We start from the raw sequence: 25,159 nt of genomic DNA on the forward strand, positions 1-25,159 counted from the left end.
TGAGGGGGAGGGGACGTGGGTGCTGTTGCGCTTGCGCCGACGCATCAGCCGGGTTCGCCCGTGCTCGAGCTGTCCGGCATCGGCAAGGATTTCGGGGCCATTCGTGCCCTGTCGGGAATCGATTTGACCATCCGGTCTGGCGATGTGGTCGGCCTGATGGGTGACAACGGCGCCGGCAAGTCGACGCTGGTCAAGATCATCGCCGGCAACTTTCATCCGACCCACGGCACCATCCGTTTCGACGGTGTCGAGCACCGCTTCGACAAACCGCTCGACGCGCGGGCGGCCGGCATCGAGGTCGTTTACCAGGACCTCGCGCTGTCGGACAACGTCACCGCCGCGGCGAATGTGTTTCTTGGCCGGGAGATGGTGCGCAAGGTCGGACCTTTCCGTTTCCTCGACCACAAGGCCATGAACGCCAGGGCGCTGGAGCTGTTCGGCGAACTCAAGTCGGAAACGCGCCCGAAAGACCTCGTCAAATCCATGTCGGGCGGCCAACGGCAGGCGGTGGCGATCGCCCGCACCCGTCTCGCCAACGCCAAGCTGATCCTGATGGACGAGCCCACGGCCGCCATCTCGGTGCGGCAGGTGGCCGAAGTGTTGGACCTCATTCGACGGCTGAAAGACCAGGGCGTCGCCGTAATCCTGATTTCTCACCGCATGCCGGACGTCTTCTCGGTCTGCGATCGCGTCGTGGTGCTGCGTCGCGGCGAAAAGCGTGCCGACAAGCTCGTCAGCCAATCGAGCCCCGAGGAGGTGACGGCCTTGATCACCGGCGCCAAGGAATTCGCGTGATGTCCGACAGCGTCGCCGATCCCCTGTCGTTCAGCAACGTCCGCGAGCGCCGCTGGTACAAGCACAGCGGCTTCTCGTCCCAGACCGCCTATGTGGCCACGGCCTTTGTGGCCATTGCGGCCCTGGTCGCGATCTTCGCGCCGCATTTCCTGTCCACCGGCAACCTTCTCAACACCTCGAAGAACTTCAGCTACATCGCCATCGTGGCGCTCGGCTCCACGCTGGTGATCATCACGGGGGGCATCGACCTGTCGGTCGGTTCGACGATGGCGCTGGTCGCGGTGGTGACCACGATCGTCATGAAGGCCTTGGCCGGCACCGCCGTGGCGGCGGTGCCCTATCTCGGCATCACGCTCGCCGTCGTGTGCGGCCTCGGCCTCGCGGCCTTCATCGGGCTCATCAACGGCCTCCTGATCGCCAAGGTCCGGTTGTCGCCTTTCGTGACGACGCTTGGCATGCTGTCGATCTGCCGAGGAGCCACCTACGTCATCACGCAAGGCCGTGGTCAGGCGCCCGGTGGTCCTCAGGTCAATACCTTCTATGCCGTCACGGATGGGCGTTTGTTCGGTCTGCCGGTGGCGCTCGTTTATGTGCTGGTGCTGGCGCTCATCATGGGTGTGGTGCTGCGCCACACGCGCTGGGGCCGCTATGTCTTCGTTCTGGGCGGTAATGAACGAGCCGCGAAGCTCACCGGCGTGTCGGTGTCGCGAGTAAAGATCTCGGTCTATGTGCTCTGCGCCATGAGTGCGGGGCTGGCCGGCATCCTGATCGCCGGCTGGCTCGGCTCGGCGCCGGCCAATCTGGCGCTCGGTTACGAGCTGAAGATCATCGCGGCGTCGGTCATCGGCGGAGCCGATCTTGCTGGCGGCGTCGGCGGCCCGGTGGGCGCCGTCATCGGTGCCGCGCTGATCGAGGTGATCCGCAACGGCCTCGCGCTGTTCGGGGCCGACACCTATTGGGAGCAGGTCTTCGTCGGAACCATCATCATCCTTGCGGTGCTGGTCGACCGCTTGCGCAGCCGCGAGCCCGAATAGGCGCGCGCATCTTGTGAATTCGTTCCGGGTAGGTCCGCCCGGCACGGCACGACCATCAAGGACCGCGTTTGGAGGACCATCCCTTGAAGAGCCTGTTGCTGGCTGCCTGTGCGGCCGTCGCCCTGATGTCGTCCGCCCAGGCGGCGGAGAACTACAAATTCGCGCTGATCCCGAAGGGGATGGACAATCCGTATTTCGACCTGTCGCGCGACGGTTGCATGGAGGAGGCCAAGACCCTCGGCGTGACCTGCATCTACAAGGGCCCGGCCACGCACGAACCGGCGACCGAAGTGCAGATCATGCAGGACTTCATCTCGCAGGGCGTCGATGGCATCGCGATCTCGGTGGCCGACGCGGACTCCGTCATCGGCGTCATCAAGCAGGCCCGCGACGCCAACATCCCGGTCATCACCTTCGATGCCGATGCCGACCAGTCGGTCCGCCAGGCCTATGTGGGGACGGACAACAAGGAGATGGGTCGCGAACTCGGTCGTCAGTTGATCAAGGCGCATCCGCAGCCGAGCACTTTCGCAACGCAATCGGGCGGCCCCGCGGCCTCCAACCTGAACGATCGCCTCGCCGGCCTTTATGAGGTGCTGAAAGGCGCGGGTTGGACCGAGGTGAAGGGATCACCGGCTTTCTGCAACGATGATTCGGCCCTGGCGGCGCAGCAGCTTTCCGACTTCGCCACTGCAAACCCGGATATCGGCGCCATCATCCCGATCGGCGGCTGGGCTCTGTTCGCCCCCAAGGCCTATCGCAACTACGTCGATGCCAACATGGACAAGGTTAAGGCCGGCAAGTTCCCGCTGGTGATGCCCGATACCCTGCCGGTCGAACTGGAGACGTTGAGGGACGGCTACGCCCAGGTGCTGGTCGGCCAACGCCCGCACGAGATGGGCCAGAAGGCCATGCAGATGCTGCTGGCCTTGAAGAAGGGCGAGAAGGTGCCGGTCAGCAACGTGGTCGGCCTCGACGTCGTCACGAAGGACAACGTCGGCAATTTCCTCAAGTAAGCGGCTTCTTGCTGGCTCGGCGATGCCGGGCCAGCAATCTCCGCGTGGCGACGCAAAACGCCAATGTGCGGCATTCCCTCGGGAATCCTGCTTCGAGTACACTGATTCGAATCAGGTAAAGGCTCGATCGTGCGCGCACTGGCACAAACCGCATTTCAGTTTCCAGAGGACGGCCGCCAGTCCGAAACCGCCCGCGCGGTCGCCCGCGGCACGCGGCGCCTGTTGCGCCAACATGGCTATGCGACCGTGACGGAACTGCCCCTGGCCGACGGGCGGCGCGCCGACGTCGTGGCACTCGGACAGGACGGCACCATCACGATCATCGAGGTGAAATCCTCCGTTGCGGATTTTCGGGCCGATGCCAAGTGGCGCTTCTATCAGGCCCATTGCGATCGTCTGTTCTTCGCCATCCCGGCCGATATGCCGGCAGCCATCATGCCGGAGGAGGCGGGGCTGATCGTGGCCGACGCCTATGGGGCCGAGATCGTTCGCGAGGCAAACGAGAAGAGGCTCGCGGCCGCAACCCGGAAGGCCATGTTCATCCGGTTCGGCCAGGCCGCCGCCCATCGGCTGCACCGGCTCGGCGATCCGGATGGCTGGGGCGAACAACACGGCCTGTTTTGAGGCGTGAACTCTTGGACTTGTGACTTTTCAACCCGCTGTTTCACTGTTCGGAACTTGGCTCGGGTCGAGGCGTTGCTTCGACGACTCCCACCCGTTAAGGACACCAAGATGACACGCGCGGCGGACAAACAATTGCCGGTTTTCGATCGCGGTGGCGAAGGGCCCTTGAGCAATCCCGACAACGAACCGAGCGGGATTGTTGGAGGCGTGACGCGGGACATCCCATCGGACGACCTGGACGAGGACTTGGCCCAGGCCGAGAACAGCCGTCCCGATCTTCCCGACGAGACCGTCGACGGGCTGGACGACACCGAGGAAGAAGTGCGCCGTCAGGCCGAAGACCTTCCACTGGACACGCCCGGGAGCTGACCATGTCCCAAGATCCTGATCACGACCGCATTGCCACCAAGGCCCATGAGCTATGGGAGGCTGCGGGGCGGCCCCATGGCCGCGACCAGGATCACTGGGAGCAGGCTCGCGAACTCGTCGCCATCCACGACAGCTTGGGTGACACCTTGCTGCCGCGAGACACGGGAGCCGAAGAGCCGATCGAAGAACCCGATGCGGCGATCCGCAATATGGGCGACATGCCGAACCTGACGGATCAGGGCGAGAACCTTCTGACCAGCACCGATCGCGAGCCCGACTTCGTTGCGACCCCCTCGGCGCGGGACGGTGAGATGCCGAGTGTCGAGGTTCCCACCTCGGATCAGCCCGGCATCCCCGGCAAGGCGCGTCGTGGCAAGGTCGCCGAGCAAGGCGCAAAGGCCGGTGAGCAGCCTGCACCGGATGGCGACAAGTCTGCCCCTCAGGCTAAGACCAACATGACGCCTAAGAAAGCGAAGTCCGAGTCGAGCAAAGGCGATGCACCTCGCAAGGGGGGGCGGAGCAAAGCCTGACGATCTGTTGATGCGAGCAGTCCAGGGGGTCTGCTCGCATCGCTGTTGTTCCGAGCCGCCGGCGCTTTCGGCACTGCGGGCAGGCCTGCTTCGCCTCGTTTCACGGCTGAACGTCGCGGTGGGACCGGTGCTGCAGTTCCGCTTGGCTCGCGGATCATTGTTTCCCGATCCTGCGACCGTAGGAGTTGCGAAAGGCGCGACGATACGCCTATAAGCCAGTCCTCGAACCGTCCGGCTCATCAGGGCTGCCGTGGCGGTTGGTCTTGCTCGACTTTGTTGAGTGTTCAGGGCCTGCCTGCCTTCGGGTGCGCGGGCTCGATCGTTGTGGAGAGCCAAATGCCCAAGCTGAAAACCAAGTCAGGCGCAAAGAAGCGCTTCAAAATCACCGGCACCGGCAAGGTCAAGTACCAGCAGGCCGGCAAGCGTCACGGCATGATCAAGAGGACCAACAAGCAGATCCGCAACCACCGCGGCACGAACGTGCTCTTCAAGAGCGATGGTGACAACATCATCAAGTTCTTCCTGCCCAACAGCTGATCGCGCTGTTTCCGTCTCTCTGATCAGGATTTTTTCCCATGGCACGTGTCAAACGCGGCGTCACTTCGCACGCCAAGCACAAGAAGACCCTGGACGCCGCTAAAGGCTTTTATGGTCGTCGCAAGAACACCATCCGCATCGCCAAGCAGGCCGTCGAGAAATCGATGCAATATGCTTACCGCGATCGGAAGAACAAGAAGCGCACGTTCCGCGCGCTTTGGATCCAGCGCATCAACGCCGCCGTGCGTGAGTTCGGGCTGACCTACAGCCGCTTCATCGACGGGCTCGGCAAGGCCGGCATCGAGATCGACCGCAAGGTCCTGTCCGAGATCGCCATTCACGAGCCGGAGGCCTTCAAGGCCATAGTCGAAAAGGCCAAGGGCGCCCTTCCGGCCCAGGCTGCCTGACCCAACGACCATCCGTCCTCCACCAACGGGGGACGGTGTCACGGCAACGCCGTGGCGGATGAGGGGGACCGGATGCCGGTATCGCCCTCATCCGACCTTCGCTGTACGCGGAGGCCAGCCTTTGCCTACAATGCGGCAAGGGACAGGAGCGGCCTCCGTTTTTCTTGAGGCCGGATCATGACCGACATCACAGAGCTCGAACAGCGCCTCACGGCCGACATCGCGGCCGCCGATACAGAGGCGGCGCTCGAAGCCGTGCGCGTTGCGGCGCTTGGCAAGAAGGGCTCCGTCTCGGCCCTGCTGGCGACGCTCGGCAAGATGTCGTCCGACGAGCGCAAGACCAGCGGCGCTGCCATCAACGTGTTGAAGGATCGTATCGCTGAGGCCCTGGCGGCCAAGCGCGATACCTTGCGCGAGCAGGCGCTCGCGGCCCGGTTGCAGCAGGAGGCCGTCGACGTCACCCTGCCGGTTCGTGACGAGGCGGTCGCGCTCGGTCGCATTCACCCGATCACCCAGGTCATGGATGAGCTTACGGCCATCTTCGGCGATATGGGCTTCTCGATTGCCGAAGGTCCGGACGTCGAGACCGACTTCTACAATTTCACGGCGCTGAACTTCCCGGAGGGCCATCCGGCCCGGGAGATGCACGACACTTTCTTTTTCAAGCCGGACGCGACCGGCGCCCGTAATTTGCTGCGCACCCATACGAGCCCGGTGCAGATTCGCACCATGACCAACAAGAAACCGCCGATCCGCATCATCTGCCCGGGCCGCACCTATCGGTGCGATTCCGACCAGACCCACACGCCGATGTTCCATCAGGTCGAGGGTCTGGTGATCGACAAGACCGCCAATCTCGCCAACCTGAAGTGGGTGCTGCAGGAGTTCTGCCGCGCCTTCTTCGAGGTCGACCAGGTGAAGATGCGCTTCCGGCCGTCGTTCTTTCCGTTCACGGAACCTTCCATGGAGGTGGACATCCAGTGTTCGCGCAAAGGTGGCGAGATTCGCTTCGGCGAGGGCGACGACTGGCTGGAAATCCTTGGCTGCGGCATGGTGCATCCGAATGTGCTGCGCCATTGCGGCATCGATCCGGATGAATACCAGGGCTTTGCGTGGGGCATGGGCATCGACCGTATCGCCATGCTGAAATATGGCATGCCGGATCTACGCCCATTTTTCGAGGCGGACGTGCGATGGTTGAAGCACTATGGCTTCCGCCCGCTCGACATCCCGACGCTGACTGGTGGCCTTTCAGGCTGATCTCGTCCGCTCCTGTTTCGCGTTTCCTGGTTGCCTCGCATGAAATTCACCCTTTCCTGGCTCAAGGATCACCTCGACACGACAGCGTCGCTCGACGTGATCGTCGAAACGCTGACGCGGATCGGCCTCGAGGTCGAACATCTCGATAATCCTGGCGAACGGCTGAAGAGCTTCACGGTCGCCCGGGTGCTGGCCGCCGTGCAGCATCCGAACGCCGACCGGCTGCGGGTCTGCACCGTCGATACGGGGCAGGGCGCGCCGTTGCAGGTCGTGTGCGGGGCGCCGAATGCGCGGGCCGGCATGGTGTCGGTCTTCTCGCCCCCTGGCACCTTCATCCCGGGCAAGAACATCACCATCGCCGAAGGGGTGATCCGCGGCGTTGAATCGAAGGGCATGCTCTGCTCGGAGGCCGAACTCGACCTGTCGACCGAGCATGACGGCATCATCGATCTGCCGAGCGACGCGCCGGTTGGCGTGTCCTACGCGGCCTATGCGGGGCTCGATGACCCGCTCATTGAGATCAACCTGACACCCAACCGCCCCGATGCCGCGAGCGTCTACGGCATTGCCCGTGACCTTGCGGCCGCCGGTCTTGGCACGCTGCGGCCGCGGGCTTCGAGCCATGTCGATGCGCAGGGCACTGCCGGCGTGGCGGTGCGGCTGGACCTCGTGGGCGACGATGCAGCCCTGGCCCCCGCTTTCGCGCTGCGGCGCGTGCGGGGCGTCCGCAACGGCCCCTCGCCGGATTGGCTGAAGCGGCGCCTCAGCGCTATCGGGCTGCGCCCGATCAATGCACTGGTGGATGTCACCAACTATCTGACCTTCGATCAGGGGCGCCCCCTGCACGTGTTTGACGCCGCAAAGGTGACGGGCGACCTCGCGGTGCGCCGGGCGCGACCAGGGGAAACCCTGGTGGCCCTCGATGGTCGCAGCTACGCGCTCGACGCCGACGTGCTGGTGATCGCCGACGACAAGGGGCCGGAATCGATCGCCGGCATCATGGGTGGCGAGGCGTCCGGCTGCGATGCGGCCACCACGGAAGTGCTGGTCGAAAGCGCCTTGTGGGAGCCGCTGCAGGTGGCGCGCACCGGGCGCAAGCTCGGCCTCAACACGGATGCGCGCTACCGCTTCGAACGCGGTGTCGACCCCGCTTTCTGCTTGTCGGGCCTCGACAGGGCCACCGCTCTGATCGTTGAACTCTGCGGTGGTGAGCCGTCCGAAGCGGTCGTGGCCGGCACCGTGCCGACGCCCGATCATCGGATCCTGTTCCCCTGGAGCGAGGTGCGGCGGCTGACCGGCTTGGCGCTCCCGCAAGCCGAGATGGCGGCCAGCCTGGAACGCCTCGGTTTCGAGCTGCTGAGCCATGAGGACGACAGCGCGCTCGTCCGCGTCCCGTCCTGGCGGCCCGACGTGCACGGCAAGGCGGACCTCGTCGAAGAGATCGTCCGCTTGGCCGGTCTCGATCAGGTGGTGCCGGAGCCCTTGCGGCGTGCCGAAGCCACGGTGCCGACGCCGGTGCTGACGTTGTTGCAGAAGCGTACGCGCCTGGCGAAGCGCAGCCTGAGCGCCTGTGGGCTGCTGGAGGCCGTCACCTGGTCGTTCGTGTCGCATGAGCGCGCGATCGCGTTCGGCGGTGGCCAGGATGATCTCGCGCTGGCGAACCCGATTGCGGCCGATCTCAGCGATATGCGCCCGAGCCTCCTGCCGGGTCTTCTGGCTGCGGCCGAGCGCAATGCCAAGCGGGGTCAAGGCGACGTCGCCCTGTTCGAAGTCGGACAGGTGTTCCGCGGTGCTGGTGAAGGCGACCAGCGGATCGCGGTCGCCGGCATCCGGCGCGGCACGGCGCGTGTCAGCGGTGCGGGCCGCCGCTGGGGGGAGACCCCTGCGGCCGTATCGGTGTTCGACACCAAGGCCGACGTGCTGACGCTGCTGGCGAGCCTCGGCATCGCGACCGGCGGCCTGCAGGTGGTGGCGGGTGGCCCGGCTTACCTGCATCCGGGACGATCCGGTACGCTGCAGTTCGGCCCCAAGGCGCCGATCGGCAGTTTCGGTGAGATCCATCCCAAGGTGTTGGACGGCTTTGGCGGCACGGGACCCGTGGTGGGCTTCGAGATCATCCTCGATGCCTTGCCGGCGCCGAAGCAGAAGCCCACTCGGGCCAAGGGCCGCCTCGATGTGTCCGAATTGATGCCGCTCGACCGCGACTTCGCCTTCGTGGTGGATCGTGGCGTCGCGGCAGCCGATATCCTGAAGGCCATACAGGCGGCCGAACGGACGCTTCTTGCCGGGACGACGGTGTTCGACGTCTACGAAGGGCCGGGTGTGCCCGAAGGGAAAAAGTCGGTCGCCGTGACCGCCACGCTTCAGCCGCGGGACAAGACCCTGACCGAAGCCGATCTCGAGGCCTTCACGCGTCGGGTGGTGGAGGAGGTCGGCCGTAAGACCGGAGCGGTGCTGCGCAGCTAAGGCGCGGGGCGAAGCGCCCCGGCCGTCACGTGTGTAAAACGATCAAACGTCCAGCGCGGCGCGCGCCGGGCAATAGCCTGTAGCCCCGCGATAGGCCAGGAAGATGCCGGCCCCGAGCGCCAGAATGCTCAGGATCTTGTTGGGTCGCGGCTGGGCCGCCACAGCGGCCAGCGCCAGCCCGGCCACGACCGAGATGGCCCGCTCGGGCATTTGAATGTGCCCGCCCTGGGCCGGGAAATCGGGAAGCCGCGACGACATCGGAAACTCCTGTTGCACTGGCGGAGCATCCGCGCCGCCCGTGCACTGAACCGATACGGCGGGACGAGGTTCCGTCACGGAGCGACGGCATCCGGCGGCGCGCTCTGCAAGGCGCGAAAGATGTGCTCGGCCGAGAAGGGCGTCGCAAGGAGGCGTCGACCGATGGCGTCGCGGATGGCATTGCCGAGCGCCGGCGCCACCGGGTTATAAGGCGACTCGCTCATCGACTTGGCACCGAGCGGCCCGACGGAATCATAGGTGTCGGCGAAGGTGACCGTGGTGCGCGGCACATCGGCGAACCCTGGGATGTGGTAGGATCGGAACGCCGCATTCGAGACAGCGCCATCCGGGTCGATCCGGAGATCTTCGAACAAGGCGGCGCCGATGGCTTGGGCAACGCCGCCCTCCACTTGGCCGCGACACTGCATGGGATTGATCACGGTGCCGGCGTCGGCGCCGTGCAGGCTCCCCAGGATGCGCAGGGTGCCGTACTGCCGGTGCACCGCGACGACGAAGCCCTGCACGTTGAAGGCCACGGAGCGGGGTGTGCCGGTGGAATGGCCGGTGCAGTCGAGCTTCGCCCCAAGCTCGATGCCCGCCGCCGCGAGCTCCGCCAGGGCTAGGCCGTCACCATCCACCAGCATCCAATCCTGTGTCAGTCGGCAATCGGCGGCGTTCGGGGCCAACCGCCCGGCCAAGTCCTGCAGCACCGCCGCGAGCGCCGTGGCGGCCGCCTGAGTGGCGGTGCCGGCGATCACGGTTCCGGTGCTGCCATAGGCGCCCGTGTCGTGGCCGCCATGGCGGGTGTCGGATTGGTGGATACGGATGCGGTCCACCGTCGTGGCGAGGGCCGTCGCTGCGATCTGGGCGTGGACCGTGGTGGTGCCATTGCCGAACTCGGCCGTGCCGACCGTCAGGTCGTAGAAGCCATCCGCCGCCAGCGCGATGCGGCAATCCGCGAAATGGCCGCGCGGCGGTACGGTGTCGATCATCGACAGCGCCATGCCGCGACCGATCAGCCAGTCGGGGCCGAGCGCCGGCGGATCGATGCGGGCGAGCCCCGCCTCGACCTGATCGAGGGCCTGGTCGAGCCCGTAGCTGCCGTAATGCACGTCGTGGGGCACCTCGTCGTAGGACACCATCGCGTCGCCGGGGCGCACCACGTTGCGGCGGCGAAACGCGAAAGGGTCCATCCCAAGCTGACGCGCCACCTCGTCCATCGCGGATTCGACCGCGAAGACGGTCTGGCTCAGGCCATAGCCCCGGAAGGCGCCGCCCGGCACGCTGTTCGTATAGACCACATGGCCGTCCACCCTCTTGTTGGGGCAGCGATACACCCCAAGCGATTCACCGGCGCCGTGAAACATCGTGCCCGGGCCGTGGTTGCCGTAAGCGCCGGTGTTCGACAGCATATCCATCGCTATGGCTGTCAGGTGCCCATCCCGGGTGGCGCCGATCTTCAGGCGGATGCGCATCGGGTGGCGCGTCGTGGTGGCACTGAATTGCTCGGCCCGCGTGAGCTCGAGCTTCACGGGGCGGCCGGTCTTCAGCACCGCGAGCGCCACGAGATCCTCGGTCAGCATCTCCTGCTTGCCGCCGAAACCGCCGCCGACCCGCGGCGCGAAGACCCGCACGGCATCGCGGGGCAGATCGTAGAGCCGGCACAAGGCGTCGCGGGTGAGGAACGGCACCTGCGAGCTCGTCCGCATCACCAGCGTACCATCCGGGTCGCGCCAGCCGATGCTGCCATGGGTTTCCAGCGCCGCATGCTGGACGCGCTGCGTGTGGTAGGTCGCCTCATGGATCACGGCCGCGGCCGCGAAGCCCTTGGACACATCACCGATTTCGCCATGCAGCTCCGCCACGAGATTGCGGTCCGGGTCGGCGATGCGCGCCGCCCCCGCGGGCTTGTCGTGAACCTTGGCGATGCCCGGCCGCATCGCGGTCTCGGGGTCCAGCACGGGCTCGAAAACCTCGTAGTCGACATGCAGCCGGTCGCATGCTTCTTCGGCCGCAGCCTCGGTTTCGGCCACCACGGCCGCCACACGTTGGCCCACGAAGCGCAACACGGGATCGAGCACCATCGTGTCGGCCGGATCGTCGGTATCGTGCTCGTGCCGGCCGGTCGAGAACAGCCTTTGCGGCGCATCCTCGTGGCTCAGGACCGCAATGACGCCCGGCACCTGCCAAGCCTCGCTAGCGTCGATCGAGCGGATGCGGGCCGAGGCGTGCGGCGAGCGCAGCACCTTCATGTGAGTCAGGCCGTCTACCGCGATATCCATGGTGTAGCGGGCCTGACCGCGGAGGATATCCGGCCCGGCGGGCGCGCCGAGATTGCGGCCGATCGCCAGACCCGGCCCCGGATGTTCGACGTGGGTTTCGCCGGCCACCGCATCCGCAATGGCGCGATAGCCGGTGCAGCGGCACAGGTTGCCTTTCAGTGCTGCAGGCAGATCGCGGACCTGTCCCTGATCGAGCGACGCGACCGTCATCACCATGCCGGCGGTGCAGAAGCCGCATTGGTATCCCTGCGCGGCCAGGAAGGCCTGTTGCACGGGGTGCAGGTTGCGGTCACTCAGCCCTTCGATGGTGGTGACCTGATGGCCTTCGGCCCGGAAGGCGGGGACGAGGCAGCTGTGCACCGGCTTGCCGTCGAGATGCACCGTGCAGGCACCGCAATCGCCGCTGTCGCAGCCCTTCTTGACCCCGAACCACCCTTCCTGGCGCAAAAAGGTGCGCAGACACTGGCCCGGTCGCGGTGCTGTCGAGACCGCAACGCCATTCACCTTCATGCCGAAAGCTCCGCGCGGATCTCTTCGGCCAGATGGCGGGTGAGGTGCTGGCGCCAGTCGGGGGCGCCATGAACATCGTCGAAATAGGCGGCGATCGGGATCGTCGCGTCGATGCCATGCCGGAGGGCCTCTGCGCTGGGCACCTGATCGAAGGCGAGCCGCAACGGCCGCGGCGTCGAGGCCGTCACGGTGAGGCAAAACTCGCCGCTGTCGTGACGCGTGCCGATCAGCAGGGCGGCCGAGCGGCCGAGCGGCGTCAACGACATCTGGCGAAAGGCGCTTCTTTGCCGGAAGGCCGCTGCCGGAATGTCGATGCGACGCAGCAAGTCGCCTGGTGCGAGCGCCGTCCGTTGCGGGCCGAGAACGAGATCGAGCGCCGGGAGGCGACGTTCGGTCCCGTCCGAGGTCCAGATCAGGCAGCTGGCGTCCAGCGCCACCGCGAGGGAGATCAACGGCGCTGCCGGCAAGGCAAGGCACAGGTTGCCGCCCACCGTTGCGGTGTTCCAAATCTTGAAGGAAGCCCAAAGCGCGTGGCAGCACGCGGCGATCAGCGAACCGGCCCGCCAAGACGCCGGCGGCTCGAAACTTTCCAGGGTGGCGACCGGGCAGGTCGCGCCGATCGACAGACCGTCGGGCCCGACCTCGAGCGCCGGCCAGCCGAGGCTCGAAAGATCGATCAGTCGACGAAGATGCCGCTGCGGTTCGGACAAAAGCCAGGTGCCGCCCGCGAGCCAGGCGTCGCCTGGACGGAACGGCTGCAGGTCGTGCCGCGTGGCCGGCCTGAGGACGGCCTCCACCGTGTTGAGGTCCATGAACTGAGCTCCTGGCCGATGGGAAGCACGTAGCGGGCCAGGCGCTTGCCGGCAAATGCCGGGACGCCACAGGCGGAGGCGCTAAAGCCTCGCAGCAAGCACCAGTATTCGCCCGTATGGGAGCGGACGATGCCGAACTTCTACAAGCTTGTCGCCACGGGCTTGCCGACGAACAGCGGGGCGCTGGTGGGCTGGCCGGTCGGAGACCCGCCCAAAGGCTCGACCGTCACCGCATAGGTGGCGTTCGACATGATGGATGCGGCGACGTTCGGGACGACCGGCTTGAGCGGCGTTGCCGCGTCGATGACACCCATCGACCGCGGTGCAGTGTGGTCGCCGTCGATCATCCATACCTCGAAACTCTTGCCTGCCGGCGCGCTGGCTGCGAGCGGCAACACGGACATGCGGTGATGAGCGGTGTCCAACGACACCACGAAAGACGGCTGTCCCGCCCCTTGCTGCAGCACCGCCACATAGGTCCCGGCCCCTGTGACGGGCGGCAAGGCTTCGCGCGCCACTACCCACAGCGCCAGCGCCGCCGCGAGCGCGCTGGTACCGGCCGCCACTCCGCGCCACAGGCGCAGCTTGCGCCGGATAATCAGAATATTGTCGGCCGGCGTCCACGGGGCCAGGGCCGGCAGGCGGTGCAGCAGCTTTGGATAAAGGTCATCTGGTGGGGCGAGCGGCGGCGTGGCTTCGGCCAAGGGCGCCAGCCGAGCCTCCCACTGCGCGATCAATCCATCGAACCCGATGTCGCGAGATCGTCGCGCTTCCGCGGCAGCGCGCTCGTCGGCTTCGAGGGTGCCGAGGACGTATTCGGCCGCCAGGGCGTCGTCGTCGGAAAGGTCGCTCGTCACGACAGGCATGCCTTCAGCTGAGCGAGGCTGCGGTGCAGCCAAGTTTTGATGGTGGGAACCGGACGTGTGAACCGTTGGGCGAGCGCATCCCGGCTGAGGCCCTGACAATAGGCCAGCAGCACGATGTCGCGCTTTTCGCCGTCGAGCTGGCCGAGACACGCCATCAGCGCCCCGAGCTGCTCCTTCCGGGCGCGTGCATCGAGCGGGTGCGCATCGTCGCCGGCGAGGTCGAGATCGTCGATGTCGCCCTGCGGCTCGGGCTTGCGACGGCGCACCTCATCGATTGCCCGGTTGCGTGCGATCGTGGCGAGCCAAGTGATCGGAGACGCTCTGGCGGCGTCGAAATCGCCAGCCCGCTGCCACGCTTTCACGTAAACCTCCTGGAGAAGGTCGTCGGCCACGGATCGATTGACGACGATCCGCACGATGATGCCGTAAAGCTTTGCACTGGTGGCTTGGTAGAGGGCCTCGAAAGCGGCTTGCTCTCCGTCGGCAACCCGCCCGAGGATCGCGGCCAATTCACCCGACGACGCCACCATCATCCACCCCGGTCCGCTCCTCGCGCGCGACGCGGAAGCTTGCGGTTACGCTAAACAGCGATGGACTGCGCGCCAATCGAAAAGCGCGTTCGAGCCTCCGTCAAGCCTAAGTCGTTACGCGCCGAGGCGGAGAACAGCAGCCAAGGCGACAGCCAGCCATCCCGCGATCAACAAGAACCCACCTGCGGGTGCCATGCCGCTGATCGGGGTGTGACCCGTGAAGCCCAACATTGCGAGATCACCGCAGAACAGAACCGCCCCAAGACAAAGCAGGGCTGCGGCGGTGCGTCGTAACTTCAGCGATCCGAGCGGCACCGCCAAGATACCCGGCACCGCAGCGGCGTGGATCAACAGGAAGACCGCCGCCAATCGGGCGAAATCGCCGCCGCCGAGGTGGGCGCTGGCGGCGCCGAGCGCCACGCCCGTCGCCCCCATCAGGCCGGCGACCCCAACCAGGGCGCCATCCCACCGGCTCCGCGCATCAACCATGAGGCGGAACCGGCACGGGTGTAAGCTTAGCTGGCCGGCAGCAGCACCGTGTTGATGACATGGATAACGCCGTTCGATTGCATCACGTTGGGGATCGTCACGCGCGCAACATCGCCCTTGGCGTCGGTGATGTCGATCGTCTTGCCCTTCAGGCTTACGGTGAGCGGCTCACCTTCGACGGTCTTGATCTGCGCCTGACCACCGGCTTCCTTCGCCATCTTGGCGAGGTCGGCGGCCGTCAGCTTGCCGGGAACCACATGGTAGGTCAGGACGGCGGTCAGCTTGTCCTTGTTCTCGGGCTTCAGCAGCGTGTCGACGGTGCCGGCCGGCAGCTTGGCGAAGGCTTCATTGGTGGGCGCGAACACCGTGAAGGGGCCAGCGCCCTGCAGTGTATCGACAAGACCGGCCGCCTTGACGGCTGCAACCAGCGTGGTGTGGTCTTTCGAGTTGACGGCGTTCTCCACGATGGTCTTGCTCGGATACATCGGAGCGCCGCCGACCATCTTCACGGCCGCGTAAACAGGCGCGGTCGACAATGCGAGCGCAAGCAGAAGGCCACCGACGACCTTGTTGGTCTTGGAACCGTACATCTGAAACTCCCTCAATTCTTCTCTCAACCCCGAGAGACTTGGGATTTACGGGGCGTTTCGCCAGGAGTTTCAGGATCGCCCTCTAAAATTGTTCATTCACGATAAGGACCGGCAAGGCATCCCCGAACGAACCAATTAAGCCGCTCCTTACGCGGACCGACCTAGGATCGTGGCTTCGGTCCGGCGGGGAACACATCACCATGAGCCATGCGGCAGACGAGGCCTTCACGGTGGTCATCGTGCTCGATCACGCTTATGTCAGCGGCGGCCAATCTCGGGTGGCTTTCGACAGCGCGCTCGGGCTGAAGGCGCATGGTCATCGTCCCATCGTGTTCGCGGCGGCCGGCCCGATCGACCCTTGTCTCGCCGAACAGGGCATCGAAGTCGTGTGCCTCGATCAAAGCGACCTCGTCACCAATCCGTCGCCGCTGGCAGCCGCGTGGCAGGGGATCTGGAATACGGACGCCGCCGCGGCGCTCGGTGCCCTGCTGGGCCGTCTGCCGCGCGAGCGCACCGTGGTGCACGTGCATGGCTGGGCCAAGGCCTTGTCGGCCTCGATCGCCCGACCGATCCAGGCCTCCGGGCTTCCTGCCGTCTACACGATGCACGAGTTCTTCCTGCTGTGCCCGAACGGCGGCTTTTATGACTACCGGAAGGCCGAACCCTGCCGGCTCGAACCGCTCTCGGCCGCCTGCTGGTCGACCAACTGCGATTCGCGCGGCTACTCGCGCAAGCTGTGGCGCAACGTGCGGCAGACCGTGATGGAGCAGGTCGCGGATCTGCCGGGCGCCTTCGGCGATTATGTTCTGATTTCCGAATTCCAAGGGCGTGTCGTTGGCGACCGCCTGCCGACCCAAGCCCGCGTCCATCGGGTGTCGAACCCGATCGCCGTGGCAGACCTCGGCCCGAAGCCCGACCCGGCTTCCGGTGACTTCACCTTCGTCGGGCGCTTGTCACCCGAAAAGGGCGCCTTCGTGTTCGCCGAGGCGGCGCGTCGGCTCGGCATCCGGCCGGTCTTCGTCGGCGACGGACCGGTGCGCGACGAGCTGGCGGCCCGCTACCCCGAGGCGGAGTTCCGGGGGTGGCAGGGCCAGGACGGTGTTGCGGCCGCCATGCGGGGCGCCCGGGCGCTGGTGTTCCCGTCGCTGTGGTACGAGGGCCAGCCGCTCACCGTGCTCGAAGCCAAGGGGCTCGGCACGCCAGTGATCGTGTCGGACGGTTGCGCGGGCCGCGATTCGGTCGAGAACGGCACGACGGGGCTCTGGTTCAAATGCGGCGACGCGGGCGATCTCGCGGCCGCGATGGCGCAGCTGCGTCACGACGGCACCGTGGCCCGCATGTCCCAGGCGTCCTACCGGGATTTCTGGAGGGAGCCGCCCAGCATCGACCGGCACGTCGCCGAGATCGTTGCCGTCTACCGAACCGCCACGGGGCGTTCGGCAGTTGGGAAGGAAGCGGACGCGACACGCGCCGCCTGAGGCGGGCGCGAGGCCGCGGCGCCCCGCAGGCGCGCGCCCTCGAGCGCCCAAACGACGGCAAGCATCAGGTAGACGTGGCGCCAATGGTCGATGTCGATCTGGAAGCCCTGCAGCAGGAACACCAGCAGGGCCGGCCAGAACACCTGCGCCACGCGACGGTAGGGTGACGGCACGATCGCCACGCGGAACCCGATGAATACCGTGAGACCTACCAGCAGGAAGAAGGCCGTCGCGCCGAGCCAGCCGTAGGACGCAAAGGCGTTGATGTAGGAATTATGCGGGTCGAGGCCGAAGGTGAGCCGGAATCGCAGCGGTCCGAAGCCGTTCACCCGGTCAAGCAACATGTCGAGCGAGCGGAGCTGGTTGCCGAAGCGGCCGGTTTCGCCGACGTCGTAATCCTGCGTCACGGCAGCCCGTTCAAGAAAGAAGCTGCGGATGTGGCTGTCGGCTAGCAATCCGACAATCACCAGTACGGCCAGCGCCGCGGCGAGGCCCACATAGGTGAGGATGTGGCGGCGGGCTCGCAAGGTCGGTGCGGTCGCATAGGTCAGCGCGGTGGTGAGGGCCGTGGCGATCGCGAAGGCGAGCCAGGAGCCGCGTGAAAACGACAGGAAGACACCCGCCACTACCACCAGATAGCCCAGCGTGGTCACGATTGGCCGCCTTGTGCGCCCGAGCAGCAGGCGCTGCATGAGGGTGAGCGCCCCCAGAATGAGGTAGGACCCGAGCACGTTTGGATCCTTGAAGGTGCCGGAAGCGCGGCCGTAAAGGGAGAACAGGCTTCCCGTACCGGCGACATTGAAATAGCCGAGGATGCCACAAACCGCTGCCAGCAGTGTGCCAAGCGTGAAGGCCTGCAGGCACTGATCAGTGCGCTGCACAGTATCTTCGGAAAAATACAGCACGAAGAACACGGCCGTGATGGCTAGGTAGAGCGACTGCAGCATGAACAGCGTCGGTAGCGGCTCGTCGAGGTGAGGGATGAGTGAAACGAAGCCGCCGAAATTGTAGACGCCGATCAAGCCGATGAAGAGCAGCGCCGTGCCACCGACCCGGAAGCCGCCCAGGGCCCAGAGAGCGATCGCCACGATCGAGGCGAAATCATACGGCGAGGGTTCCACGAGCGCGATGGCACCGCAGAACACCGTCACGGCGACGCTGCCGTCGACGAGCTTGCGGTAGTCGAGGCGCAGGGCCGGGCCGCTCAGCACCGGCGCGCCGGCACGGCCCTCAAAAGGCATTCTCGGTTCTCGTCAGCGCCCAAGGGGTGATGGCCAGGATGTACATGTCGAAGAAGATCGACCAGTTCTCGATATAGGCGAGGTCGTGCTCGACACGCTTCTGGATCTTCACCGGCGTATCGGTTTCGCCCCGCCAGCCGTTGACCTGCGCCCATCCGGTGATGCCGGGCTTCACCTTGTGGCGCGCGAAATAGCCATCCACCACATCGGCATAGGCCTTGTTGGCCAGATGGGCCTGCAGCGCGTGGGGCCGTGGCCCGACGAGCGACAGGTTGCCCTTCAGCACGACATTCAAGAGTTGCGGCAGCTCGTCGAGCGACGTCTTGCGGATGAAGCGTCCGACGCGGGTCACCCGGGGGTCGTTACGGGTCACCTGTTTGGCGGCCGCAAAGTCGGTCTGGTCGGCGAACAGCGAGCGGAACTTGTAGACCTCGACCGGCTCGTTGTTAAAGCCGTGGCGCAGCTGCTTGAAGAAGACCGGACCGCGCGAGTCGAGCTTGATGGCCAACGCCGTCAGCAGCAGCACCGGGGATAGCGCCACGAGCGCGAGGGCGCCGACGATGCGATCGAAGATCGCCTTCACGATGACGTCCCAGTCGGCGATCGGCTTGTCGAACATGTCGAGCACCGGCACGCCGCCGACATAGGAGTAGGATTTCGGCCGAAACCGCAGCCCGCTGCGGTGGGCGGCGAGGCGGATGTCGGTGGGCAGCACCCACAGCTTCTTCAGCATCTGTAGCAGCCGATCCTCGGCCGTGATCGGCAGCGTGAAGATAATCACGTCGATGCGGGTGCGGCGCGCAAAGGTGACAAGGTCCGCCACGCTGCCGAGCTTGGGATAGCCGGCCAGGATCATGGGCGAGCGCGCATCGTTGCGGTCGTCGAAGACGCCGAGCACCCGCAGGTCGGGGTCGGACTGCAGCGCCAGGATCTCCAACAGATCGGCGCCCGGCGGGCCACCCCCCACCACGGCGGCGCGCCGCTCGAAGCGGCCTTGTCGGGTCAGGCCGGCCACGCCTGCGGCGACCGCCAGCCGTTCGCACAGCACGGCCACAAGGGCGACGACGCCCCAAAGGAGAACCACGCGCGGGGCCCCAGCGGTGCCGAGCCACCAGGCCAAGGCCGCGCCGCAACCCGCGATGCCCACGAGCGACGGCATCATGCGTCGGAACGCTGCCTTCGGGGCGCGCAACACCTGCAGGGCATGCAACCGCATCGCCCCCCAGGCGATCGTCGTCGTTGTCGCAACCCCGGTGAGAGCGAGGGCTGTCGCGACGCGATCCTCGGAGCCGTGCCCGAGCCAGAGGCCGCCGGCCAGCATGGCCAGGATCACGGCTTCGAGCAGCCGCACCCCGCCGCCTACCACAACGGGGGACAAGGGCGGCCGGCGATCGAGGTCACCGGCCGCCTGCAGCAGTTTGCTCAGGGCAGCGTTCGGTTCCGACCGGGGATCGCCGGTTTCCTGCGCCAGGGAGGGACCAAGCCGCACGAAGTCTTCAGCGCGGAAGGCGGCGGGGGATGATGACTGGGCCTTCATGGGAACCTTGCGGCGCGGGCGCTCATGAGGAAAGAACCAACGGGTGGGGCGGCGCGCCCATCACGGGCTGCCACACTGGCGCCGCGAGGGCTTCCCGATAGGCGCCAAGCACCTCGTCGATCATGCGATCGAGCGAGAAGCGGCCCTGCACGAACTGAGCAAGCTCCTCCGTGTGACGCCGTTGTACGACCTCATCCTCCGACATCGCCGCCTCGATCGCTGCGGCCATGTCGTCGACGCTGTCGGGCGCCACGAGACGCCGCCGCAGGGGTCCGAAAATCTCCGGGATGCCGCCGACGTTGGTGGCCACGAGCGGTTTTCGCGCCGCAGCCGCTTCCAACACCACGTAGGGCAGCGATTCGGCCCGGGACGGCACCACCATGATGCGGCCAAGCGCAAAACCGTCGCGCACCGGCATGGCGCCGTGAAACGTGACCCGATCCGCAAGGTTTAGCGCCCGTGCCTGAGCGTCCAGCAGCGCGCCGTCCGGACCCGATCCGACCAGGGCGAGCGTCGGTGCCGTACCCACGAGGTCACGGACGCGGGCGAGGGCGCCGATCAGCGTGTCGATGCCTTTGGCCGAGCGTAGCTCGCCGATATAGACGAGATCGGCCGCCTGCGGGCCCGGGGGCACGCTCTCGAATTCGCTTGGCGCGATGCCGTTGTGGATCACCCTGTTGAGACGCGGAGGGCGCCCGACCGCTTGGCCATAGCGCGACGCCACGAAGCCGCTTTCGAAGATCATCAACTCGGTGCGCCGCCGCAGCAGGCGCTCGGCCGCCATATAGGCGCGGTGCTTGTGGGAGCCCGGCTGATAATTGAGGCTGCCGCCATGTGGCGTATAGGCCCGGACGGCCGTCGGCAGACCCGGCACGAATCCGCTCAATCGGGCCAGGGCGCCGCCCTTCGACCCATGCCCATGCACCACCTGCGGTTTAGTGGCCTGCAGGCGGGCGGCGACGTGCAGCAGCGCAGTTGCGTCGCTCGGGTGCGGGTTCCTGTCAATGCGGACGCGGCTGAGGCCGAGGGAGAGCTGTCGCGCGAGAAAGGCGAGGCTCGCCTCGATGCGGGCGTCCTGGGGACGGCTGTCGCAAACGAGGCCGACCGCATGACCCCGGTCGATCTGGCCACGCGCCAGGTCGACCACGTGCCGGAACAGGCCGCCGAGCGGCGCCCGCAGCACGTGAATGATGCTGATCGGGCCGTTGTCCTGATGTGGTTGCCCGATCATCTCCCACCATCCCGTCGCGGCCCCGTGCGAAGGATGGCGGAGAACCTTAAAAGAAGCGTTCCTCAACCGTCACGGTATCGCCGGGACGGATGGGCGTATCGAGCGGGAAGCGACCCAGGACCGGGACGCCATCGATGACCCGGGTGATCTCGGCCAGCTTCTGATAACCGCGCGGCGTGAACCCGCCCGAAACCGCGATGGCCTTGCGGATCGTCATGCCGTTGATGAAGGGGTACTGCCCGGCCGCCGTGACTTCGCCGAGCACGAAGAAGGGCCGGTAGGCGTCGACCTCGACCGAAACATGCGGATCGCGCAGGTAGCCGCCCCGCAGCCGCGCCTCGATGGCGCGCTCGGCCTGGGCGGTCGTCAAGCCGTAGACCGGGACGTCGGCCACCAACGGCATCGAGATGCTGCCGGCCCCGCTCACCGAATAGGTGTTCGACAAGGCGTCCTGGCCGAAGACCAGGACCCGCACGCGGTCGCCGCTGCCGAGCGTGTAGGGCGTCGTCAACGTGGCCTGGAACAGGTCGTTGCGGAAGTTCTGCCGGGCGCAGCCACCCAGGACGAGAGCCGCGGTGACACAGCTGATGAGAAGAGGACGCAGCATGTTCCAACCGGGGCAGGGCCGGCCTGAGCCGAAGCGATGGGATGTCGGACCCCATGTTTAGCGCCGCATGGTTAACGAACCCTGACGTCCGTGCGACCTCATGCCCCCCGCCGATTCTGGTGGAAAGCACCGGGTCGGCCCCTTAGATGGTGCATTCGAGACCTGTCGAGCCCTGGGGGCGTGAGGCCGCTTTGGCGGCCTGTCCCCGACATGAGTTGTGAATGCCGAGCTTCCGTACATCGCGGCGCGTCCGCCATTCCCGCGAGAACATGTTCGACCTCGTGGCCGATGTGGAGACCTATCCGCAGTTCCTGCCGTTGTGTCAGGGGATGACGGTCCGGCAGCGGCAGGTGGATGAGGTCGGCAGCGGCATCATTCTCGCCACCATGCAGGTGGGTTTCAAGGCGGTGCGGGAAACCTTCACCAGTCGGGTGACGCTCGATCGGCCGGCTATGACGATCCATGTCGAATATGTGGATGGGCCGTTCCGGTCGCTGGAGAATCGCTGGACCTTCGAGCCAGATCCGCAGCGGCCCGACGATACCGGCTGTCTGGTCGGCTTCTTCATCACCTATGAGTTCAGAAGCCGCATGCTGAGCATGCTGATGGGATCGATGTTCGACCAAGCGTTCCGCCGCTTTTCCGAAGCCTTCGAGCGCCGCGCCGATCAGATCTATGGACGCCCGGGCGCGGGATCGGCCCGCGCGCACCCGGCCGTTCCGGCTGGAGGAACCACCTAGAGCGAGGCGCCGTCCTCGAGCAGCGTCAGGGCCTGATCGAGGGCTCGGCGCCGCACGGTCGCACGGCCGAGGTCGCCGAAGTGGCGCTCCACCAGCCTGCAAGCCTTGCCTGAGCGCGCCAGCCCGAAATGCACGAGGCCGACCGGCTTCGCGGCCGAGCCGCCACCAGGCCCGGCAATGCCGGTAATCGCAACCGCGAGAGTGGCCCCGGACCGGTGCAGGGCACCCTGCGCCATGGCTTCCGCGGTTTGGGACGACACGGCCCCGTGGCGGTCGAGCGTCTCGGTTGGAACGTCCAGCATGGTGCACTTCGCCGCATTCGCATAAGTGACGAAGCCGTAGCCGAAGACCGCAGACGATCCCGCGACCTCGGTCAACAAGGCGGCCAGCAGGCCGCCTGTGCAGGATTCGGCCGTGGTCAGCGCGATGCTCCGCTTCACGCAGAGCGCCACCAGCGCGGTCGCCCTCGCCAGCAGCGTGTCATCGAACATGCGTCAGATCGGCAGTCGGACGGTGGCGACCGCCAGGGCCGCGATGCCTTCCTCGCGGCCCGTGAAGCCGAGGCGCTCCGAGGTCGTGGCCTTGACGGCCACCCGGTCGATCGCCAAGCCGGTGATGGCCGCAATGCGCTCCCGCATGGCATCGCGATGCGGGCCGATCTTCGGCCGCTCGCACACCACCGTAGCGTCGATGTGGGCCACCACGCCCCCGCGCGATGCCACCCGGGCCATGGCGTCCTTCAGGAAGATGTCCGAGGCCGCGCCTTTCCATTGCGCCTGGCTGGGCGGGAAATGGGCGCCGATGTCGCCGTCGCCGATCGCACCCAGGATGGCGTCCGTGATGGCGTGCAACACGACATCGGCGTCCGAATGGCCCGACAGCGTCTTGTCGTGCGGGATCTTCAAGCCGCCGAGCCACACGTGATCGCCGTCGACGAAGGCGTGCACATCGTAGCCCTGGCCCATGCGGATGTCCGGCAGGGAGGTGAGCAGGCGCGTTTCGGCGCGGGAAAAATCGTCGGCGGTGGTAATTTTCGTGTTCTCCTGTTCACCCTCGAAAACAAACACCTGGTGGCCGGCATATTCGGCCACGGCGGCATCGTCCGTCAGGTCGTGCCGAGCGGCGTGGCTGGCTTTGCGATGGGCCTTGAGGATCAGGTCGAACGCGAAAGCCTGAGGGGTCTGCACGGCCCGCAGGGCGTTGCGGTCGGGCGTGCCCACGATGGCTCCGGCACCCGTCACCTGCTTGATGGTGTCGGTCACGAGGCAGCCCGGCACGGCGGCGCCGTGCTGGCGGGCGCTGTCGACGGCGCGTCGGATCAGGCTCGGCGACGAAAAAGGGCGGGCACCATCGTGGATCAGCACGATGTCCGGCAGCACGCCGTTGCGCTCGGCCAGGGCTTCGAGGCCGGCGTGCACACTCTGCTGCCGCGTTGCGCCGCCAAAAGCGGGCGCGCTGAGACGCGTGCCGCCAGTTCCGTTCAGAATCGCGGCCGAATGACGATACAGCTCCTCGTCGTCCGGATGGATCACCGGCGTGACGCTTTCGATGCCCGGATCGGCCAGCATGGCGCGCAAGGTCCGCGTCAGCAGGGGCTCCCCACCGACGAACCGATATTGCTTCGGCAGGCCTTCGCCGGCCCGTGAACCCCGACCCGCGGCAACAACAAGAATATGAGGAGATCCGGCCATTCCGCCCGCTCGATGGACTGCGGGCTTGTGTCTTGTTTTAGCAATGGCGTCAAACACCGGCTCGAATCATTCCAAATTGTGTGGCTTTCGCTTGCTGTGGTGCAGCACTTGACTATTCTCTAGTCAGTCCTGGATCTGCCTGTTTAGCGGGCAGGAAAGTGGGGACACTTGCGTGAGGCATGGAGTATCGGTGCGGCCTGAACCCTGTCTGCAAAGCCCGCCTTCCTCGACGTCGACCGGAACACCTGCCTGGTTCGTCGGCCCGGTGCCGATCGTGGGGCGAGCCGTCCTGGCACCCATGGCAGGCGTCACGGACCTCGGCATGCGGCGTGTCGCCCAGGCGTTCGGCGCCGCCTTCACGGTCAGTGAAATGGTGGCGGCCTCCGAGCTCGCCCGTGGCGACCGGGAACACAGGCTGCGGGCTGAAGGGCAGGGCATGCAGCCGCATGCCGTGCAGATCGCCGGCTGCAGGCCTGCTGACCTCGCGGAGGCGGCGCGGCTCGCGGAAGCCGGCGGAGCCCATTGGGTCGACATCAATATGGGATGCCCGGCCAAGCGGGTGACGGGCGGCGAGGCCGGCTCGGCCTTGATGCGCGACCTCGTCCAGGCGGTCGCGCTGATCCGCGCCACGGTGGCCGCTGTGTCGATCCCCGTGACGGTCAAGATGCGGCTCGGCTGGGATGACGGCAGCCGCAACGCCGCGGAGCTGGCGCGCCGGGCCGAGGCCGAGGGCGTCGCTATGGTGACGGTGCACGGCCGCACCCGCTGCCAGTTCTACAAGGGTGTTGCCGACTGGGGCGCGGTTCGCCCGGTCGTCGAGACGGTGACGATCCCGGTTGTGGTCAATGGGGATTGCACGGGCGTGGATGACGCCCGGCGCATGCTGGCCGTGTCGGGCGCCGCCGCCGTGATGATCGGCCGGGCCGCCGTCGGCCAGCCCTGGCTCGTGGGCGAGGTGGCGCACGGGCTCGCCACAGGGGCCGAGCGGGCCCCGGTCGAGCCGGACGCAAAGGCGCAGGCGGCCCGGAGCCATTACGAATGGCTGTTGAGCGCCTTCGGGGTCGAGAAGGGACTGCGCCATGCCCGCAAGCACCTCGCGGGCTACGCCCAGCATGCCGTGCGCGATCCCGCTGCGCGGGATGCGTGGCGTCAGCGTCTCGTCACCGCGGCGTCGCCCTCGGATGTCTTGTCCACCCTCGATCGCCTGTTCGCCCTCAAAGACGTGCCCGCCTGTGCCGATGTCGCCTAAGCCGCCCGAG

Annotated in this window: 26 protein-coding genes; 13 read left to right on the top strand and 13 right to left on the bottom strand. The window is 66.5% G+C overall.

All coding sequences use genetic code 11. The features are described 5' to 3' along the window. Positions 1-15: 15 nt before the first annotated feature. From P7D22_RS01395 to pheT, 10 genes are all read left to right on the top strand, one after another. Positions 16-795: an ATP-binding cassette domain-containing protein gene (locus P7D22_RS01395; protein WP_319932404.1), complete on the top strand. Its 780-nt coding sequence runs from the start codon at positions 16-18 to the stop codon at positions 793-795. Further along, the gene (locus P7D22_RS01400) at positions 795-1,829 is read left to right on the top strand and encodes an ABC transporter permease (RefSeq protein ID WP_319932405.1); all 1,035 of its coding nucleotides are present in this window, start codon (positions 795-797) and stop codon (positions 1,827-1,829) included. The genes P7D22_RS01395 and P7D22_RS01400 overlap by 1 nt, the downstream gene beginning before the upstream one ends. 83 nt (positions 1,830-1,912) lie before the next feature. Beyond that, positions 1,913-2,845: a sugar-binding protein gene (locus P7D22_RS01405; RefSeq protein WP_319932406.1), complete on the top strand. Its 933-nt coding sequence runs from the start codon at positions 1,913-1,915 to the stop codon at positions 2,843-2,845. Positions 2,846-2,974: 129 nt separating this feature from the next. Beyond that, positions 2,975-3,469 (top strand): MmcB family DNA repair protein, encoded by a 495-nt coding sequence (locus P7D22_RS01410; protein WP_319932407.1) that lies wholly within the window; start codon positions 2,975-2,977, stop codon positions 3,467-3,469. Between the two features lie 108 nt (positions 3,470-3,577). Next, entirely contained in the window at positions 3,578-3,838 is a 261-nt protein-coding gene (locus tag P7D22_RS01415) for a hypothetical protein (protein WP_319932408.1), read from the top strand. A 2-nt stretch (positions 3,839-3,840) separates the two neighbouring features. Then, on the top strand, positions 3,841-4,368 hold the full coding sequence (locus tag P7D22_RS01420) for a DUF2934 domain-containing protein (RefSeq protein ID WP_319932409.1): 528 nt from the start codon (positions 3,841-3,843) through the stop codon (positions 4,366-4,368). Between the two features lie 336 nt (positions 4,369-4,704). Continuing rightward, entirely contained in the window at positions 4,705-4,905 is a 201-nt protein-coding gene (rpmI, locus tag P7D22_RS01425) for a 50S ribosomal protein L35 (protein WP_319932410.1), read from the top strand. A 38-nt stretch (positions 4,906-4,943) separates the two neighbouring features. Beyond that, positions 4,944-5,312, top strand: coding sequence for a 50S ribosomal protein L20 (gene rplT, locus P7D22_RS01430; protein WP_319932411.1), 369 nt, complete (start codon positions 4,944-4,946; stop codon positions 5,310-5,312). A gap of 177 nt (positions 5,313-5,489) precedes the next feature. Next, positions 5,490-6,572, top strand: coding sequence for a phenylalanine--tRNA ligase subunit alpha (gene pheS, locus P7D22_RS01435; RefSeq protein WP_319932412.1), 1,083 nt, complete (start codon positions 5,490-5,492; stop codon positions 6,570-6,572). Positions 6,573-6,611: 39 nt separating this feature from the next. Further along, a complete protein-coding gene (gene pheT, locus P7D22_RS01440; RefSeq protein WP_319932413.1) occupies positions 6,612-9,038 on the top strand; it encodes a phenylalanine--tRNA ligase subunit beta in 2,427 nt (808 codons plus the stop codon). Between the two features lie 42 nt (positions 9,039-9,080). Here the strand turns inward: pheT and P7D22_RS01445 are convergent, their stop codons facing one another. The 7 genes from P7D22_RS01445 to P7D22_RS01475 all read right to left on the bottom strand — a co-directional run bounded on the left by P7D22_RS01445 (position 9,081) and on the right by P7D22_RS01475 (position 15,375). Continuing rightward, positions 9,081-9,296, bottom strand: coding sequence for a YgaP-like transmembrane domain (locus P7D22_RS01445; protein WP_319932414.1), 216 nt, complete (start codon positions 9,294-9,296; stop codon positions 9,081-9,083). 74 nt (positions 9,297-9,370) lie between these two features. Further along, a complete protein-coding gene (locus P7D22_RS01450; RefSeq protein WP_319932415.1) occupies positions 9,371-12,088 on the bottom strand; it encodes a molybdopterin-dependent oxidoreductase in 2,718 nt (905 codons plus the stop codon). Continuing rightward, on the bottom strand, positions 12,085-12,900 hold the full coding sequence (locus P7D22_RS01455; RefSeq protein ID WP_319932416.1) for an FAD binding domain-containing protein: 816 nt from the start codon (positions 12,898-12,900) through the stop codon (positions 12,085-12,087). The genes P7D22_RS01450 and P7D22_RS01455 overlap by 4 nt, the downstream gene beginning before the upstream one ends. 140 nt (positions 12,901-13,040) lie before the next feature. Next, positions 13,041-13,757 (bottom strand): anti-sigma factor, encoded by a 717-nt coding sequence (locus tag P7D22_RS01460; protein ID WP_319932417.1) that lies wholly within the window; start codon positions 13,755-13,757, stop codon positions 13,041-13,043. After that, the gene (locus P7D22_RS01465; RefSeq protein ID WP_319932418.1) at positions 13,754-14,299 is read right to left on the bottom strand and encodes a sigma-70 family RNA polymerase sigma factor; all 546 of its coding nucleotides are present in this window, start codon (positions 14,297-14,299) and stop codon (positions 13,754-13,756) included. Before P7D22_RS01465 ends, P7D22_RS01460 begins: the two co-directional genes overlap by 4 nt. Positions 14,300-14,410: 111 nt before the next feature. Next, on the bottom strand, positions 14,411-14,785 hold the full coding sequence (locus P7D22_RS01470; RefSeq protein WP_319932419.1) for a DUF423 domain-containing protein: 375 nt from the start codon (positions 14,783-14,785) through the stop codon (positions 14,411-14,413). Positions 14,786-14,811: 26 nt separating this feature from the next. Continuing rightward, positions 14,812-15,375: a fasciclin domain-containing protein gene (locus tag P7D22_RS01475; protein WP_319932420.1), complete on the bottom strand. Its 564-nt coding sequence runs from the start codon at positions 15,373-15,375 to the stop codon at positions 14,812-14,814. Positions 15,376-15,575: 200 nt separating this feature from the next. Between P7D22_RS01475 and P7D22_RS01480 the strand changes: the two genes are divergently transcribed. After that, complete coding sequence (locus P7D22_RS01480; RefSeq protein ID WP_319932421.1) at positions 15,576-16,853, top strand: glycosyltransferase; 1,278 nt, start codon at positions 15,576-15,578, stop codon at positions 16,851-16,853. Here P7D22_RS01480 and P7D22_RS01485 read toward each other — a convergent pair. From P7D22_RS01485 to P7D22_RS01500, 4 genes are read right to left on the bottom strand one after another with little or no spacing between them, the layout of a single operon-like run. Continuing rightward, positions 16,790-18,094 (bottom strand): O-antigen ligase family protein, encoded by a 1,305-nt coding sequence (locus P7D22_RS01485; RefSeq protein WP_319932422.1) that lies wholly within the window; start codon positions 18,092-18,094, stop codon positions 16,790-16,792. The genes P7D22_RS01480 and P7D22_RS01485 overlap by 64 nt on opposite strands. Continuing rightward, complete coding sequence (locus tag P7D22_RS01490; RefSeq protein WP_319932423.1) at positions 18,084-19,631, bottom strand: undecaprenyl-phosphate glucose phosphotransferase; 1,548 nt, start codon at positions 19,629-19,631, stop codon at positions 18,084-18,086. Before P7D22_RS01490 ends, P7D22_RS01485 begins: the two co-directional genes overlap by 11 nt. Positions 19,632-19,653: 22 nt before the next feature. After that, complete coding sequence (locus tag P7D22_RS01495; protein WP_319932424.1) at positions 19,654-20,862, bottom strand: glycosyltransferase family 4 protein; 1,209 nt, start codon at positions 20,860-20,862, stop codon at positions 19,654-19,656. Between the two features lie 46 nt (positions 20,863-20,908). Further along, entirely contained in the window at positions 20,909-21,469 is a 561-nt protein-coding gene (locus P7D22_RS01500; RefSeq protein ID WP_319932425.1) for a polysaccharide biosynthesis/export family protein, read from the bottom strand. Positions 21,470-21,690: 221 nt separating this feature from the next. Between P7D22_RS01500 and P7D22_RS01505 the strand changes: the two genes are divergently transcribed. Further along, positions 21,691-22,209, top strand: coding sequence for a type II toxin-antitoxin system RatA family toxin (locus P7D22_RS01505; protein ID WP_319932426.1), 519 nt, complete (start codon positions 21,691-21,693; stop codon positions 22,207-22,209). Here the strand turns inward: P7D22_RS01505 and P7D22_RS01510 are convergent. After that, positions 22,206-22,700 (bottom strand): CinA family protein, encoded by a 495-nt coding sequence (locus tag P7D22_RS01510; RefSeq protein WP_319932427.1) that lies wholly within the window; start codon positions 22,698-22,700, stop codon positions 22,206-22,208. The genes P7D22_RS01505 and P7D22_RS01510 overlap by 4 nt on opposite strands. Before the next feature lie 3 nt (positions 22,701-22,703). Beyond that, positions 22,704-23,900, bottom strand: coding sequence for a bifunctional 2-C-methyl-D-erythritol 4-phosphate cytidylyltransferase/2-C-methyl-D-erythritol 2,4-cyclodiphosphate synthase (locus P7D22_RS01515; protein ID WP_319932428.1), 1,197 nt, complete (start codon positions 23,898-23,900; stop codon positions 22,704-22,706). 265 nt (positions 23,901-24,165) lie between these two features. On the opposite strand from P7D22_RS01515, the gene dusB reads away from it, so the two are divergent. Further along, positions 24,166-25,149, top strand: coding sequence for a tRNA dihydrouridine synthase DusB (dusB, locus tag P7D22_RS01520; protein WP_442916003.1), 984 nt, complete (start codon positions 24,166-24,168; stop codon positions 25,147-25,149). Positions 25,150-25,159: the final 10 nt, after the last annotated feature.

The sequence above is a fragment of the Lichenihabitans sp. Uapishka_5 genome, assembly GCF_033947565.1.
Lineage (GTDB): Bacteria > Pseudomonadota > Alphaproteobacteria > Rhizobiales > Beijerinckiaceae > Lichenihabitans.

What these genes read in the sequence shown, in the direction of transcription:
- P7D22_RS01400 (WP_319932405.1), top strand. Translation starts at nt 795, where the DNA reads ATGTCCGACAGCGTCGCCGATCCCCTGTCGTTCAGCAACGTCCGCGAG.
- P7D22_RS01415 (WP_319932408.1), top strand. Translation starts at nt 3,578, where the DNA reads ATGACACGCGCGGCGGACAAACAATTGCCGGTTTTCGATCGCGGTGGC.
- P7D22_RS01420 (WP_319932409.1), top strand. Translation starts at nt 3,841, where the DNA reads ATGTCCCAAGATCCTGATCACGACCGCATTGCCACCAAGGCCCATGAG.
- rpmI (WP_319932410.1), top strand. Translation starts at nt 4,705, where the DNA reads ATGCCCAAGCTGAAAACCAAGTCAGGCGCAAAGAAGCGCTTCAAAATC.
- rplT (WP_319932411.1), top strand. Translation starts at nt 4,944, where the DNA reads ATGGCACGTGTCAAACGCGGCGTCACTTCGCACGCCAAGCACAAGAAG.
- pheS (WP_319932412.1), top strand. Translation starts at nt 5,490, where the DNA reads ATGACCGACATCACAGAGCTCGAACAGCGCCTCACGGCCGACATCGCG.
- pheT (WP_319932413.1), top strand. Translation starts at nt 6,612, where the DNA reads ATGAAATTCACCCTTTCCTGGCTCAAGGATCACCTCGACACGACAGCG.
- P7D22_RS01445 (WP_319932414.1), bottom strand. Translation starts at nt 9,296, where the DNA reads ATGTCGTCGCGGCTTCCCGATTTCCCGGCCCAGGGCGGGCACATTCAA.
- P7D22_RS01450 (WP_319932415.1), bottom strand. Translation starts at nt 12,088, where the DNA reads ATGAAGGTGAATGGCGTTGCGGTCTCGACAGCACCGCGACCGGGCCAG.
- P7D22_RS01455 (WP_319932416.1), bottom strand. Translation starts at nt 12,900, where the DNA reads ATGGACCTCAACACGGTGGAGGCCGTCCTCAGGCCGGCCACGCGGCAC.
- P7D22_RS01465 (WP_319932418.1), bottom strand. Translation starts at nt 14,299, where the DNA reads ATGATGGTGGCGTCGTCGGGTGAATTGGCCGCGATCCTCGGGCGGGTT.
- P7D22_RS01470 (WP_319932419.1), bottom strand. Translation starts at nt 14,785, where the DNA reads ATGGTTGATGCGCGGAGCCGGTGGGATGGCGCCCTGGTTGGGGTCGCC.
- P7D22_RS01475 (WP_319932420.1), bottom strand. Translation starts at nt 15,375, where the DNA reads ATGTACGGTTCCAAGACCAACAAGGTCGTCGGTGGCCTTCTGCTTGCG.
- P7D22_RS01480 (WP_319932421.1), top strand. Translation starts at nt 15,576, where the DNA reads ATGAGCCATGCGGCAGACGAGGCCTTCACGGTGGTCATCGTGCTCGAT.
- P7D22_RS01485 (WP_319932422.1), bottom strand. Translation starts at nt 18,094, where the DNA reads ATGCCTTTTGAGGGCCGTGCCGGCGCGCCGGTGCTGAGCGGCCCGGCC.
- P7D22_RS01490 (WP_319932423.1), bottom strand. Translation starts at nt 19,631, where the DNA reads ATGAAGGCCCAGTCATCATCCCCCGCCGCCTTCCGCGCTGAAGACTTC.
- P7D22_RS01495 (WP_319932424.1), bottom strand. Translation starts at nt 20,862, where the DNA reads ATGATCGGGCAACCACATCAGGACAACGGCCCGATCAGCATCATTCAC.
- P7D22_RS01500 (WP_319932425.1), bottom strand. Translation starts at nt 21,469, where the DNA reads ATGCTGCGTCCTCTTCTCATCAGCTGTGTCACCGCGGCTCTCGTCCTG.
- P7D22_RS01505 (WP_319932426.1), top strand. Translation starts at nt 21,691, where the DNA reads ATGCCGAGCTTCCGTACATCGCGGCGCGTCCGCCATTCCCGCGAGAAC.
- P7D22_RS01510 (WP_319932427.1), bottom strand. Translation starts at nt 22,700, where the DNA reads ATGTTCGATGACACGCTGCTGGCGAGGGCGACCGCGCTGGTGGCGCTC.
- P7D22_RS01515 (WP_319932428.1), bottom strand. Translation starts at nt 23,900, where the DNA reads ATGGCCGGATCTCCTCATATTCTTGTTGTTGCCGCGGGTCGGGGTTCA.